Genomic DNA, 13,799 nt, shown 5'->3' with positions numbered 1-13,799 from the left:
GAGGTGCCGGGAGGGCGGCAGCTGACGTTGTCGACCCTTCCTTTGGAGGAACGCCCCATGAATGTCGGAATCGGCCTGCCCATCGCGGACCCCGCCACCCTGCTCACCTGGGCCCGGCGCGCCGACGACGGGCCGTTCAGCACGCTCGGCCTGCTGGACCGGCTCGTCTACGACAACCCCGAGCCCCTGGTCGCGCTCGCCGTGCTGGCGGGCGCCACCTCCCGCGTCCGCGTACAGACCGAGGTGCTGCTCGCCCCGCTGCGCGACACCGCCCTCCTCGCCAAGCAGAGCGCCACCCTGGACCGGATGACCGGGGGCCGCCTGGTCCTCGGCCTCGGTGTCGGCGGCCGGGACGACGACCACCGGGCCGCCGGCACCGACCTGCGCACCCGGGGCCGCCGCCTCGACGGGCAGCTGGCGCTCATGCGCCGCCTGTGGTCCGGCGAGCCGTACGGCGACGGTGTCGGCCCGATCGGTCCGGCGCCCGCCCGGCCCGGCGGACCCGAGGTGCTCTTCGGCGGATTCAAGCCCGCCGCGATCGAACGCGTCGCCGGCTGGGGCGACGGCTTCCTCGCCGCCGCGCCACCGTCCTGGGCGGGCGGCCTCTTCGACATCGCCCGCGGATTCTGGAAGGACCACGGCCGCGCCGGCGCACCGCGCATCGTCGCGCAGGTCAACGTCGCGCTCGGCCCCGAGGACGTGGTCGACGACGCCCGCGCCCGCCTGCACGCGTACTACGGCTTCACCGGCATGGCCGACCGCATGGTGGCCGGACTCCTCACGACCCCGGCCGCGATCCGCGGCGCGATCGCCGCCTTCGCGAACCTCGGGGCCGACGAGGTCATGCTCTACTGCCACGGCGCCGACCCGCACCAGGTGGAGCGCCTCGCCGACGCCCTGTGACGGGAGTGGAGACCCGATCGCCCGGCCCGTACCCGTATAGCGGCGCACGCCCGCCGCTGTGCGGGGTACGTGTCCGACCATGAGTTCTTCCCCCGACGAACGGTCGGCCCCCGAACAGACCCCGGCGGACGACGGACGCCTCTGCCTGGTGACCGGCGCGAGCGGTTACGTGGGCGGCCGTCTCGTCCCGGAACTGCTGGCCAAGGGCTTCCGCGTCCGGTGCCTCGCACGGACGCCGGAGAAGCTGCGCGACTTCGAATGGGCCTCCCAGGTCGAGATCGTCCGCGGCGACGTCCTCGACCCGTCGTCCGTGACCGCCGCCCTGGAGGGCGCCGACGTCGCCTACTACCTGGTGCACGGCATGGGCAGCGGTGACGACTTCGAGGAGACCGACCGGCGGGCCGCACGCACCTTCGCCGACGCCGCCGCGCAGGCCGGCGTGGGCCGCATCGTCTACCTGGGCGGCCTCACCCCCAGCGACGTCCCCGAGCCCGACCTCTCACCCCACCTGCGCTCGCGCACCGAGGTCGGCCGCATCCTGCTGCGGTCCGGCGTGCCCACGGCGGTGCTGCGCGCCGCCGTCATCATCGGCTCGGGCTCCGCCTCCTTCGAGATGCTGCGCTACCTCACCGAACGCCTCCCCGTCATGGTGACGCCCCGCTGGGTGCGCACCCGCATCCAGCCGATCGCCGTCGCGGACGTGCTGCGCTATCTCGTCGGCTGCGCCGACCTGCCCGCCGAGGTGTCCCGCGCGTTCGACATCGGCGGGCCCGAGGTCATGAACTACCGCGACATGATGCAGCGGTACGCGCGCGTGGCCGACCTGCCCCACCGCATGATCCTCTCCGTGCCGATGCTCACCCCCGGCCTGTCCAGCCACTGGATCGGGCTGATCACCCCGGTCCCGCGGGGGATCGCCCGGCCGCTCGCCGAGTCGCTGCGGCACGAGGTCGTCTGCGCCGAGCACGACATCGCGCGGTACGTGCCCGATCCGCCCGGCACCCCGATCCCGTTCGACGACGCGCTGCGGCTCGCGCTGCGCCAGGTGAAGGAGGCGCAGGTCAGCACCCACTGGTCGGCCGCCGCCGTCCCCGGGGTGCCGAGCGATCCGCTGCCCACCGACCCCGACTGGGCGGGCGGGAGCCTCTACACCGACCGCAGGGCCCGCCGCACCGAGGCGACCCCCGAGGCACTGTGGACGGTGATCGAGGGCATCGGGGGCGAGCACGGCTGGTACTCGTTCGGCCTGGGCTGGTCCGTGCGCGGCTGGATCGACCGGCTGGTCGGCGGCGTGGGCCTGCGCCGGGGCCGCCGGGACGCCACCCGGCTGCGCCTGGGCGACGTCGTCGACTTCTGGCGCGTGGAGGAGATCCAGCGCGGCAGGAGCCTGCGGCTGCGCGCCGAGATGCTGCTGCCCGGCCTGGCCTGGCTGGAGATGCGGGTCGGCCACGACCGGCAGGGCAGGACCGTGCTGCTCCAGCGCGCCCTGTTCCACCCGCACGGCCTGGCGGGACACGCCTACTGGTGGAGCGTGGCCCCCTTCCACGCCCTCGTCTTCGGCGGCATGACCTACAACATCACCAAGGCGGCGGAGCGCCTGACGGCCGACGCCGAGGCCGCAGGCGCGGCGGACGGGGACGGCGGCGGGAGCCCGGGGGTCAGTTGAGTTCGGTGCCCATGAGCCGCAGGCGCAGCCGGTGCAGCCCCCTCTTCGAGTGGCTCTTCACGGTGCCCAGCGGCCAGCCGGTCACCTGCGCGATCTGGGTGTGGGTGAGATCGGCGAAGAAGGCCAGCTCCAGCACCCGGCGCTGGGTGGTCGGCAACTGGGCCAGCTCGTGGCCCACCACCACCCGGTCGAGCGTGCGCTGCGGGGCGTCGTCGCCGGCCGGGGCCGCCAGACTCAGGACGGCCTCGGCGGCGGACGCCAGATCGGAGCGCCGGGTCCGCGCGCGCAGCGCGTCGGCGACCTTGCGCCGCGTGATGCCGACGATCCAGCCCGCGAGGGCGCCGCGCGCGGGATCGTAGCCGTCCCGGCCGCGCCAGACGGCCAGGAACACCTGCTGGGTGACGTCCTCGGCCTCGCGCGCGTCGCCGAGGGACCGGTGGGCGAGGGTGTGCACGAGTGTGCCCCAGCGGTGGTACGCGGCCTCCAGGCACGCCTCCCGGCCGCTGCGCAGTCCCGCGGCGAGCTCTTCATCGGCGAGGGACTCCTCGACGGGGGCCCACAGGTCTCCGCGCGAAGCCGACGTCCGTGAAATCGTTTGAGCGCGCATGGACCCGAGCCCTTCTCTGGCCGACGAAGTGGGCTCCACCTTGACCAGCGGACGCCCCCTCTTTCGACTCGCATCGAATACGCATCGCTTTGCCGAATGGTGGCACCGGATCGCGGAAGTGCTGGTGCACGGCCGCGAGTTCGAGGAGTCAGGGGGGCGAGGCGGACACCCATGGCGTCCTTTGGGCGCGCACGCAGCGGTTACGCATCGATATAGTGGCCGGATGGACTCCCGAGACGCTCCGGCGGCACCGGCCCGGCGCCCCACGACGACGGACGGCGCCGGCATCACCTCCGGGTCGCTGGCGCGGCGGCTCGGCATCTCGCCCACGACCCTGCGCTCATGGGACCGGCGCTACGACCTCGGCCCGGCCCGCCGCGACCAGGGCCGGCACCGCCGCTGGTCACCCCGCGACGTGGCCATGATCGAGGAGATGTGCCGGCTGACCGCCTCCGGCGTGCCGCCCGCCGAGGCCGCGCGGGTCGTCAGGGAACGGGCCGGGCACCCGGAGGGGAGCGCCGCGGACACCCGCGCCGAGCCACCGGCCCCCGCCGCCGAGCGCGCGGACGACGCCCCGTCGGACGCCGACACCCCGCCGGTGCCGCCCGGCGTGGTCCGGGCCGAGTGCCGCGGACTCATCCGGGCCGCCCTGCGCCTGGACTCCGCGGCCGTGCAGGAACGGCTGAACGCCTTCGTCCGGGCCCACGGGGTGATCACCGCCTGGGAAGAACTCATGATGCCGACCCTGCACGCCGTCGGCCGGAAGTGGGAGAGCTCCGGCGACCGGTACGTCGAGGTCGAGCACCTCCTGTCCTGGCACGTGTCGACGGCGCTGCGCAACACCCCGTTCCTGCTCGGCCTGCCCGGACCGGCCAGGGACGACAACCCCGTACTCCTGGCGTGCGTGCCCGGGGAACAGCACACCCTGCCGCTGGAGGCCGTGCACGCGGCGCTGCTCCAGGCGGGCCGCCCCGCCCGGATGCTGGGCGCCGCCGTCCCCGCCGACGCCCTCGTCTCCACGGTGCGCCGCACCGGCCCGGCCGCGGTCATGCTCTGGTCGCAGGCCCGCTCCCTGGCGAGCACCCCGCTGGCCCAGCACCTCCTCCAGTCGACCTGGGGACCCCAGGGCGCCCGGCAGCAGCCCCGACTCCATCTCGCCGGGCCCGGCTGGCGCGGCGCCACCGTCGAGCGGGCGGTCCAGCCGGCGGGCCTGCGCGAGGCGGTCGTCCTCCTGGCGGCCGACCCCCGCTGACCGCCGCCCCTCCCGCGCCACCCTCGACCAGCGCCGCCCGCCACCGCCGCCCGCCACCGGCGTCACGTCACCGGCGTCACGTCACCGCACGGTACGGCGGCGCCCCGGCGTCAGCGGGCCAGCATCCCCGCGACGACGGCCCCCGCCGTGCGCTGCCAGCTCCCCGCGTGCCGCAGCATCGCGTGGTCCCCGCCCGCCACACCCCGGAACTCGGCCCGCGCACCGGCCGCGGCCGCCCGCGCCACGAACGCGCGGGACGCCACGGGATCCGTCACCCGGTCCCGGTCGCCGTGCAGCACCACGAGGTCCCGGTCCCGCAGCTGGGCCACCGGCTCGCCGTCCGGGCACCACGGAGCCAGCGCCAGGACGCCCGCCACCGACGGCGCGCCCGCGACCCGCAGCGCCGCCCGGCCCCCCATCGAATGACCCACCAGGATCACCGGCACGTCCCCCACCAGCCGCGCGAGCTCCCCGAGGGCCCGGTCGGCGTCGTGCAGCGGATCGGCCGCCGCCCCGTTCCAGCCGCGCACGCGATAGCGCACCCGCGCGAGCAGCACGTCGTCGCCCGGCAGCGCCGCCGCGACCGCGCCGACGAACGGCCGCAGCCGCAGCCCCGCCGCGTGCCACGGCCGCGAGGGAGCACGGCTGTCGGCCCGCCCGCCGTGCAGGAACAGCACCGCGCCCCGCACCGGGGAGGGAACCCTCCCCGGCACCAGCGCGGCCGCCCGCGCCGACCGTGCCCCGTGCCCGTCCACCGTCATCCGTGTCCGCTCCCTTCGTGCGGGGCGCCGCTCGCGCCCGTCATCCGGTCGATCCCGCAGGCCGACCCCTCATCACCGATCCGTAGCCGCGCCGGGTCCGGATCGGTCCCGGGACCAATCCGCGCGCGTACGGGCTCCGGATTAATCGTGGACATGCAGCGACCACGGAGGGCCCAGTGAAAGAAGCCGTGCACATCGGCGGTCGTCCGGCCGACGAGCCGGACCTCGAGGAGCTGGTGGGGCGCGTCGCCCTGGGCGACGAGAAGGCCTTCACCTCGGTGTACGACGCCGTGGCGGGACCGGTGTTCGGTACCGTACGCGCCGTGCTGCGCGACCGCGCGCAGTCCGAGGAGGTCGCCCAGGAGATCCTCGTCGAGGTCTGGCGCACCGCTCCGCGCTTCCGCCCCGACCGGGGGACCGCGATCAACTGGATCCTCACCCTCGCCCACCGCCGCGCCATCGACCGCGTCCGCTCCGCCGACGCGGCCGCCGCACGTGACCGCAGAGCCGCACTCCTGGACCACACACCCGAGTACGACCAGGTCAGCGAGCAGGTCGAGGCGCGCCTCGAACGCGAGCAGGTGCGCCGCTGCCTGCGCACCCTCACCGAGATCCAGCAGCAGGCCGTCACGCTCGCCTACTACCGAGGACTGACCTACCGTCAGGTCGCCGAGGCGCTGGCCGTGCCCCTGGGCACGGTCAAGACCCGGCTGCGCGACGGGCTCATCCGGCTCCGCGACTGCCTGGGGGTGACGGCATGACCACCGCCGATCTGCACACGCTGACGGGCGCCTACGCGGTGCACGCACTGTCCGACGAGGAACGGGAGGCGTTCGAACGCCATCTCGCGGACTGCGAGGCGTGCGCCCAGGAGACCGCCGAACTGACCGCGACCGCCGCCCGCCTGGGCCTCGCCGCGTCCGACGAGCCGCGCCCGGAGATGCGCGATCAGGTGCTGCGCCGCATCACCACGGTGCGTCAGGAGACGCCGGGCAGGCTCCACGCCACCCAGACGGTCCGCGCGGCGAGCGGCCGGCGGCGCCTGCTGTCGCGCTGGGCGCTGGCGGCCTGCCTGGCGGCCGCCGCGTCCCTCGGCGGTGTCGCCGCGTGGCAGCACGAGCGCGCCGCCGACGCCGTGCAGCAGGCCCGCCAGGCCGAGCGGAGCAACGACCGGATCGCCACCGTGCTCGCGGCGCCCGACGCCCGGACCGGCTCGGCGGAGCTGGCGGACGGAGCCAGCGGCACCGTCGTCGTCTCCGCCGCCCAGGACAGGGCCGTCCTCGTCGTCAGCGGGATGGCCCGGCCGCCCCAAGGCAAGGTGTACCAGCTCTGGTTCGACGACGGCGGCACCATGCGGGCGGCCGGTCTGATGGACGCCGCGCGCAGCGACCAGACGGTCCTGCTCAGCGGGTCCGTGGACGGCGCGTCCGGCATGGGCATCACCGTCGAACCGGCGGGCGGATCGACCGAGCCGACGTCCGCCCCGGTGGCCCTGATGCGACTGCCCGCCTGAGACTCCCGAGGCTCCGGCCCCCCCCCGGGTCGGAGCCCGGTCAGTCGGTACGGCCCCGCTCCTGTTCGAGCAGGGCCTCCAGATCGTTCAGCCGGTCCAGCCCGCGCACCGCCCGCGCCATCCGCGGACTGTTCTCGAAGCGGGCGCGGTGCCGGTGCAGGAACGCCCAGTACCCGGCGGTGAACGGGCAGGCGTCGTCGCCCACCCGCACCGACGGCTTGAAGCGGCAGTCGCCGCAGAAGTCGGTCATGCGGTGGAGGTAGGCGCCGCCGGAGGTGTACGGCTTCGTCGTCATCCGGCCGCCGTCCGCGAACTGCGACATCCCCACCACGTTCGGCACCATCACCCAGTCGTAGCCGTCGACGAACGCGCGATGGAACCAGTCCGTCAGCGCCGCCGGGTCCCAGCCGCGCTGGAGCGCGTGACTGCCGAGGACCATCAGCCGGGGGATGTGGTGCGTCCAGCCGGTCGCGCGCACGTCGTCGAGCACCTGCGACAGGCACCTGGCCTCCACCCCCGTGGAGTCCAGCTCCTCCCACCAGGACGGCACCTCGCCGTGCGCCCGCAGGACGTTCGCCGTCCGGTGCTCAGGGCCGAGGTGCCAGTACAGCTGCCACACGTACTCGCGCCAGCCGGCGACCTGCCGGACGAAGCCCTCGACGCTGTTCAGCGGGGCCCGCCCGGCCCGGTACTCGGCCTCGGCGCCCTCCACGCACTCCGCCGGGTCCAGCAGACCGAGATTGAGCGACGAGGACAGCAGGCTGTGACTCATGACGGGGTCCGCGGCGAGCACCGCGTCCTCGTACGCGCCGAACGTCGGCAGCCGGTGATCGAGGAAGCGGCGCAGCGCGGCCAGCGCCTCGCGCCGGGTCGCGGGGAAGCGGCGCGGCCCGTCGTCGCCCAGGAACTCCACCGTGCCCTCCCGCTCCCAGCGGTCGAGATCGGCGCGGACCTCCGCGTCGATGTCGTCCTCGCGCGGCCGGTAGGGCGCGGGCACACCGAGGTCGGCCGCATCGTGCGGCGCGGGCTCCCGGTTGTCGTGGTCGAGGTTCCAGCGGCCGCCCGCCGGCTCGGCGCCGTCCATCAGCAGGTCGTGCTCGCGCCGCACCCACCGGTAGAAGTCCTCCTGCCGCAGCCGCCCGGCGCCGTCCCCGGCCGCCCACCGGCGGAAGGCGTCGTGGCCGACGAGGAACCCGCGGGCCGGCAGCACCCGCGTCGACGGGCGGGCGCGGACCAGCCCCAGCGCGGCGCGCGACGTCGGATGATGGACCGTCACCGGGGCGTCGCCGACGGCCTCGCGCACCCCCCGCACATAGCTGTCGGCCTTGACGTGGATCACCCGGTCGCCGAGTTCGGCGGCCCGGTGCCGCATCGCCGAGAGCACCAGATGCGCCTTGGCCCGGTGGAACCGGCGGCGCCGGAACACCCCGCGCGACTCCACCATCAGCACCGGGGTGTCCCGGTGCGGGCCGCCGGGCCCCGCCGTGAGGAAATGCGGGCCCAACTGGTCCCCGAAGAGCCAGTGGGCCGCCACGTCCGCGTCGTTCTCCCGCACCGCGCCGATCCTTCCGTTCCCGCCGTCTGGTCCTGCCGCCGTCAGCGGCGCGGCGGCCAGGGGAAGAAACCGCTGGTGCGCGCCACGTACTCGGTATAGCCCGGCCGGCCCGCCATGTGCTGTTCCAACAGGCGTTTGCCGCTGCCCTTCGTCAGCAGGAGGGTCATCACCAGGGGCGAGACGACACTGACGGCCGCGGCCGCGGGCGCGTCGCAGGTCAGCAGGAACAGGCCCCACCACACGCAGAAGTCCCCGAAGTAGTTGGGGTGCCGGGTGTAGCGCCACAGCCCGCGGTCCATGATCCGGCCCCTGGCCGCCGGATCCGCCTTGAACCGGGCGAGCTGGGCGTCACCGACCGCCTCGAAGACCATCCCGACGGCCCACAGCGCGCCACCCGCCCAGGCGAACCCGCTCATCGGCCCGGGCACGTACCCCGCGGCCTGGACCGGCAGCGACACCAGCCAGACGAGCGCGCCCTGGAGCAGATAGACCATGCGCAGGGCGTACAGGTTCCGGCTGCCCGGCGCCTTCGCCAGCAGCCGTTCGTAGCGCGGGTCCTCGCCGTGCCCGCGGCCGCGCCGGGCGATGTGCACGGCCAGCCGGACGCCCCACACCGCCGTCAGCACGGTCACCAGCACCCGGCGGCCGGTGTCGCCGCTGCCCGCCGACGCGGCGAAGGAGACCAGGGCCACCGCCGTGAAGCCGAGCCCCCACGCCACGTCGACGATCCGGTGCAGCCCCTTGCGCAGCGCCACCGCGAAGGTGCTCAGCAGGACGGCCGACGCGGCGGCGGCCGACCAGCCGAGACCGACCGCGAACTCCGCCCAGGGACAGGCGCTCACCGCTGCGCCAGACCCTCGTACCAGTCCCGCTCCGTGGCGGGCATCGCGGCGTGGCCGTCGACGGTCGGCCGGACCGCGAGGATCTGGTCGACGCCCATGCGCCGCTCGTCGAACGCCAGCCCGCCGCCGACCAGGTACAGCCGCCACACCCGGGCGGTCTCCTCGCCGACGAGCGCCACGACGTCGCTCCAGCGCTCTTCCAGCGTGCGGTGCCAGGCCGCCACCGTGCGCACGTAGTGCTCGCGCAGCGACTCCGTCGACCGGACCTCGAGCCCCGCCGACTCCAGCAGCCCCACCGTCTCGCCCAGCGGCCGCATGTGCATGTCCGGGGCGATGTACGCCTCGATGAAGGCACCGCCGCCCGGCGCCGCGCTCCCGCGCGACATCTGCTGCACCAGGACCCGCCCCGCCGGCCGCACCAGCCGGTACAGGGACGCGGCGAACGCCGGATACTCCGCGGCGCCGACGTGCTCGCCCATCTCCACGGTGGCGACCGCGTCGTAGCCGCCGCCCTCGATGTCGCGGTAGTCCTGGCACACCACGTCGACCAGGTCGTCGAGCCCCCGCTCGCGCACCTGCTCCCGTACGTGGGCGGCCTGCTCGGCCGCGAGGGTCACCGCCGTCACCCGCACCCCGTGGCGCTCGGCCGCGTACAGCGTGAGCGAGCCCCAGCCGCAGCCGATGTCGAGCAGCCGCGCCCCCGCCGCCAGGCCGAGCTTGCGGCAGATCAGCTCCAGCTTCGCGCGCTGCGCGTCGGCCGCCGCGAACTCCGGCGCGTCGGACGCCCAGTAGCCGCACGAGTAGGCCATCGTCTCGTCGAGCAGCAGCCGGTAGAACGCGTTGGACAGGTCGTAGTGGTGGCTGATGGCGGCCCGGTCGCGGGACCGGCTGTGCAGGACGCCGCGCAGCCGGGCCTGCGACGCGGGCGGCGCGGGCGGCGGGCCCGCCGCGCCCAGCAGGGCCGCCGACCGGGCCGCGCGGGCCCGGTCGGCCAGGCCGAGGCGGGGCGGGTGCAGCCGGGCTTCGCGCGCCGCCGCCCACATGGTGCGCAGCCCCGCGGCCAGATCGCCCTCGACGTCGATCTCGCCCGTCACGTACGCCTGCGCGAGCCCGAGTTCGCCCGGCTGCCACAGCAGCCGGCGCAGCGCCCGGCGGGACCGCACGACGACCACGGGGGCGTCGTCGGGGCCCGCCTCGGCGCCGTCCCAGGTGCGCAGCCGGACCGGCGGCGGCCCGCCCAGCGCGGTCGTGGCGAGCGCGGCGAGCCGCTGGGCGGCGCCGGTCCTGACGGGGCGTGCGGTGCTCATCGGTCGGACTCCTCCTTGGTGAACAGGTACTGCTGGACGTCCAGGTATCCCGAGCGGAACCCGGCCTCGGAGTAGGCGAGGTAGAACGTCCACATGCGGCGGAACGTCTCGTCGAAGCCCAGCGCGTCGACCTCGGCCGCGCGTTCGCCGAACCGCTCGCGCCACAGCCGCAGCGTCTCGGCGTAGTGCGCGCCGTAGCCGTCCCGGCGCGCGACGGTGAGCCCGGTGTGCTCGTCGACGACCTCCGCCACCGCCGTCACGGACGGCAGCAGGCCGCCGGGGAAGATGTATTTCTGGATCCAGGTGTAGGTGGATCCGCTGGCCAGCATCCGGTCGTGCGGCATGGTGATGGCCTGGAGCGCGATCCGGCCGCCCGGGGCGAGCCGCTCGTCGAGCGTGCGGAAGTAGACGGGCCAGAACTCGGCGCCGACGGCCTCGATCATCTCGACGCTGACGACGGCGTCGTACGTGCCGCGCGCCTCCCGGTAGTCGCACAGCTCGACCGAGACCCGGTCGGCCATCCCGGCCGCCGCGATCCGTTCGCGCGCCAGGTCGCGCTGCTCCTGGGAGAGGGTGAGCGTGGTGACGCGGGCGCCGCGGGCGGCGGCCCGCAGCGCCAGCTCGCCCCAGCCGGTGCCGATCTCCAGCAGCCGGGTGCCCTCCCGCACGTCGGCCAGGTCGAGCAGCCGGTCGACCTTGCGGCGCTGGGCGTCGCCGAGCAGGCTCCACTCGGCGGGCAGCGCGCGGAAGACGGCCGACGAGTAGCTGAGGGTGTCGTCGAGGAACAGCGCGAACAGGTCGTTGGACAGGTCGTAGTGGTGGCTGATGTTCTCCCGCGAGCCGTCCGGGCTGTTGCGCTGGGCGGCCGGCCGGCGCCGCGCCCACACCCCGCGCAGCCGCTGGAGGGAATCGGGGACCAGGTCGGCCGCGTGCGCCGCCAGCACGGTCAGCACGGCGACCAGGTCCGGGGCGTCCCATTCGCGCGCCATGTAGGACTCGCCGAACCCGATCAGGCCGTCGCGGCCGATCCGGGCGTGGAACGCCCGCGGCCGGTGGATCTCCATCAGGGGGCCGCCGCGGCCGAGCACGGTGCCGTCGGCGAACCGCACGCGCAGCGGCAGCCGCTCCAGGGCCCGGCGCACGACGGCCGCGGCGACCGCGGTCCTGGCCCGTGCGGCGCGGGGCGGCGCCGCGACGTCCGGCCAGCGGACCGGGTCGACGGAGGGGGTCCGCGCCGTGCCGCGGAACGCTGTGGTCGAGGGGGCGTCGTCTGTTCTCATCGGTGCTTCTCCGGGCATCGTGGTGGGGCGGGCCGGGGCTGGACCGGCAGTCCGCGCAGATACAGGCGCACGCCGTGCAGCCGGATGGCCGCGGACACGGCGAGCGTGGACCACGGCCGGCCCACGGCCAGCCGCAGCAGGGTGCGCGCCCGCGCGTCCCGCCGCGTGCCGCGGACGGTCGCGGTGAAGGGCCGGCCGCCCTCCCGCTCCAGCCGCACGGTGAGGTCGACGCGGCCGCCCGGGGCGGGCAGGCGCATGCGGTAACGGCCGTCGACGGGGAAGAACGGCGAGACGTAGAACTCCTTGCCGGTCGTCGCCCGACCCGAGCCGTCGGGGTACAGCAGATAGCCGTGCCGCTCGCCGTACGTGTTGTGGACCTCGGCGACGACACAGCGCAGCGCGCCGTCGGGGCCGTGGCACCAGTAGAGGGTGAGCGGGTTGAACACGTACCCGAATACCCGCGCATGGGCGAACATCAGCACGTCGCCGCCCGCCAGATCGACTCCGTGCTCCGCGAGGAACGCGTCGAGCCCGGCGCGCAGGGTCGGCGCCCGGCCCGTGAAGTGGTCCCGGGGATCGAACCGCGCCAACGGGCGCAGCGGAAACGGCAGTTCGGGCGGGCGGTCGGGGTCGATGAGCCACATGTAGGTGCGGTGCCGCAGGGTGTAGCGCCGGGGCGCGGTCCGTACGTGGGCGACCGTGACGTCGTACAGGGCGGGTGCGGCGCTCACCAGGGCACCCCCAGCGCCGCGGCGGCCGCCACGCCCGAGCGGCAGCCGTCCTCGTGGAAACCCCAGCCGTGATAGGCGCCCGCGAACGCCGCGACGCCGGAGTTCAGCGCGGGCAGCCGCTCCTGCGCGGCCACCGACTCCGGTGTGTAGACGGGGTGTTCGTACACCATGCGGGCCAGCACCCGGTCCGGGGCTACCCGGTCCTCGCCGCCGAGCGTGACGACGTAGGTCTCGGGCGCGGAAAGGCGCTGGAGCCGGTTCATGTCGTAGCTGACCCGGACGCGGTCGGCGCCCGCCCCGCAGGAGGGCATCAGATAGTTCCAGGCGGCCCGCGCCCGCCGGGCGCGGGGGAGCAGCGCGGTGTCGGTGTGCAGCAGCGTCGTGTTCCGCGAGTACCGGAAGGCTCCCAGCACCGTCTTCTCGTCCGGTGTGGCGTCGGCCAGCAGGCCCAGGGTCTGCTCGGGGTGGGTGGCGATCACCACGGAGTCGTACGCGGCGGTGGTGCCGTCGGCCGCGGTGACCTCGACCCCGTCCGGGTAGCGGCGCACGGCCCGCACCGGCGTCCCCGTGCGCACGGCGTGCACCCCCCGCGCCACCCGGTCGACATAGCTGCGCGAACCGCCCGTCACGGTGCGCCAGGTGGGCGAGCCGCTCACCGAGAGCATCCCGTGGTGCCGCAGGAACCGGAACAGGTAGGCGGCCGGGTACAGCTGGGCGGTGGCGGTGTCGCACGACCAGACCGCCGACACGACGGGCGTCATGAAGTGCGTGCGGAAGTACGGGGAGAAGCCCTCGCGGTCCAGGAAGCCGCCGAGCGTGAGCGTGCTGCCGGGGTCCTCGTCGAGCAGGCGCCGCGCCGCCCGGTGGAAGGCCGGGACCTCGGTGAGCAGCCGCAGATAGGCCGGGCGCACGGCGTTGCGGGGCCGCGCGAACAGGCCGGCGGGACCCCGGGCGCCCGCGTACTCCAGACCGCACCCCTCGCACCGCACCGACATGCTCATCTCCGACTCCTGCGTGGCGACGCCGAGTTCGGCGAACAGCCGCAGCAGGTTCGGGTACGTGGCGCGGTTGTGCACGATGAAGCCCGAGTCCACGCCGCGCCGCACGCCGTCGGACCCGGTCAGCCCGTGGGTGTGGGCGTGCCCGCCCAGGCGGTCGTCGGCCTCGTACAGGGTGACCCGGTGCGCGCGGCCCAGGACGTGCGCCGCGGTCAGCCCGGCCACCCCGCTGCCGATGACGGCGGTGCGCCGCTGTCCGGCCCTCCCGGATCCCTGCCCCGATGTCGACGTCATCGCCTCTCCTCCCCGGCGACCGCGGGCGCGGTCCCACACATGATCCGGAGCGCCGCGGGCCGCGGATTGGTGAACGAGGCGGCCCGGTGC

13 protein-coding genes are annotated in these 13,799 nt (G+C 75.2%); 5 read left to right on the top strand and 8 right to left on the bottom strand.

The window, feature by feature from the left end; all coding sequences use genetic code 11:
- Window positions 1–57 precede the first annotated feature (57 nt).
- Together ACIP5K_RS30280 and ACIP5K_RS30275 are read left to right on the top strand one after the other, a co-directional pair.
- A complete protein-coding gene (locus ACIP5K_RS30280; protein ID WP_401414660.1) occupies window positions 58–903 on the top strand; it encodes an LLM class flavin-dependent oxidoreductase in 846 nt (281 codons plus the stop codon).
- Window positions 904–982: 79 nt separating this feature from the next.
- On the top strand, window positions 983–2,569 hold the full coding sequence (locus tag ACIP5K_RS30275) for an SDR family oxidoreductase (protein WP_401414658.1): 1,587 nt from the start codon (window positions 983–985) through the stop codon (window positions 2,567–2,569).
- Here ACIP5K_RS30275 and ACIP5K_RS30270 read toward each other — a convergent pair.
- On the bottom strand, window positions 2,562–3,176 hold the full coding sequence (locus ACIP5K_RS30270; protein ID WP_401414656.1) for a sigma-70 family RNA polymerase sigma factor: 615 nt from the start codon (window positions 3,174–3,176) through the stop codon (window positions 2,562–2,564). The genes ACIP5K_RS30275 and ACIP5K_RS30270 overlap by 8 nt on opposite strands.
- A 223-nt stretch (window positions 3,177–3,399) precedes the next feature.
- On the opposite strand from ACIP5K_RS30270, the gene ACIP5K_RS30265 reads away from it, so the two are divergent.
- On the top strand, window positions 3,400–4,428 hold the full coding sequence (locus ACIP5K_RS30265; RefSeq protein ID WP_401414654.1) for a MerR family transcriptional regulator: 1,029 nt from the start codon (window positions 3,400–3,402) through the stop codon (window positions 4,426–4,428).
- Window positions 4,429–4,538: 110 nt separating this feature from the next.
- Here ACIP5K_RS30265 and ACIP5K_RS30260 read toward each other — a convergent pair whose 3' ends face one another.
- On the bottom strand, window positions 4,539–5,189 hold the full coding sequence (locus ACIP5K_RS30260) for an alpha/beta fold hydrolase (RefSeq protein ID WP_401414653.1): 651 nt from the start codon (window positions 5,187–5,189) through the stop codon (window positions 4,539–4,541).
- 176 nt (window positions 5,190–5,365) lie between these two features.
- Between ACIP5K_RS30260 and ACIP5K_RS30255 the strand changes: the two genes are divergently transcribed.
- Window positions 5,366–5,950 (top strand): sigma-70 family RNA polymerase sigma factor, encoded by a 585-nt coding sequence (locus ACIP5K_RS30255; protein WP_401414652.1) that lies wholly within the window; start codon window positions 5,366–5,368, stop codon window positions 5,948–5,950.
- A complete protein-coding gene (locus ACIP5K_RS30250; RefSeq protein ID WP_401414650.1) occupies window positions 5,947–6,702 on the top strand; it encodes an anti-sigma factor domain-containing protein in 756 nt (251 codons plus the stop codon). The genes ACIP5K_RS30255 and ACIP5K_RS30250 overlap by 4 nt, the downstream gene beginning before the upstream one ends.
- A 40-nt stretch (window positions 6,703–6,742) precedes the next feature.
- Here the strand turns inward: ACIP5K_RS30250 and ACIP5K_RS30245 are convergent, their stop codons facing one another.
- Genes ACIP5K_RS30245 through ACIP5K_RS30220 form a run of 6 tightly spaced genes read right to left on the bottom strand, consistent with a single transcriptional unit; the run spans window position 6,743 to window position 13,709 of the window.
- A complete protein-coding gene (locus ACIP5K_RS30245; RefSeq protein ID WP_401414648.1) occupies window positions 6,743–8,257 on the bottom strand; it encodes a cryptochrome/photolyase family protein in 1,515 nt (504 codons plus the stop codon).
- 41 nt (window positions 8,258–8,298) lie between these two features.
- Entirely contained in the window at window positions 8,299–9,099 is an 801-nt protein-coding gene (locus ACIP5K_RS30240) for a DUF1295 domain-containing protein (protein ID WP_401414647.1), read from the bottom strand.
- Window positions 9,096–10,406, bottom strand: coding sequence for a class I SAM-dependent methyltransferase (locus ACIP5K_RS30235; RefSeq protein ID WP_401414645.1), 1,311 nt, complete (start codon window positions 10,404–10,406; stop codon window positions 9,096–9,098). The genes ACIP5K_RS30240 and ACIP5K_RS30235 overlap by 4 nt, the downstream gene beginning before the upstream one ends.
- Window positions 10,403–11,686, bottom strand: coding sequence for a class I SAM-dependent methyltransferase (locus tag ACIP5K_RS30230; protein ID WP_401414643.1), 1,284 nt, complete (start codon window positions 11,684–11,686; stop codon window positions 10,403–10,405). Before ACIP5K_RS30230 ends, ACIP5K_RS30235 begins: the two co-directional genes overlap by 4 nt.
- The gene (locus ACIP5K_RS30225; protein ID WP_401414641.1) at window positions 11,683–12,417 is read right to left on the bottom strand and encodes a DUF1365 domain-containing protein; all 735 of its coding nucleotides are present in this window, start codon (window positions 12,415–12,417) and stop codon (window positions 11,683–11,685) included. Before ACIP5K_RS30225 ends, ACIP5K_RS30230 begins: the two co-directional genes overlap by 4 nt.
- The gene (locus ACIP5K_RS30220; RefSeq protein WP_401414639.1) at window positions 12,414–13,709 is read right to left on the bottom strand and encodes an NAD(P)/FAD-dependent oxidoreductase; all 1,296 of its coding nucleotides are present in this window, start codon (window positions 13,707–13,709) and stop codon (window positions 12,414–12,416) included. Before ACIP5K_RS30220 ends, ACIP5K_RS30225 begins: the two co-directional genes overlap by 4 nt.
- Window positions 13,710–13,799 lie beyond the last annotated feature (90 nt).

Origin of the sequence: Streptomyces sp. NPDC088785, assembly GCF_044750685.1 — a bacterium.
Lineage (GTDB): Bacteria > Actinomycetota > Actinomycetes > Streptomycetales > Streptomycetaceae > Streptomyces.
The sequence above is the reverse complement of the archived record's forward strand: the minus strand, read 5'-3'. Positions and strand labels throughout refer to the sequence as shown.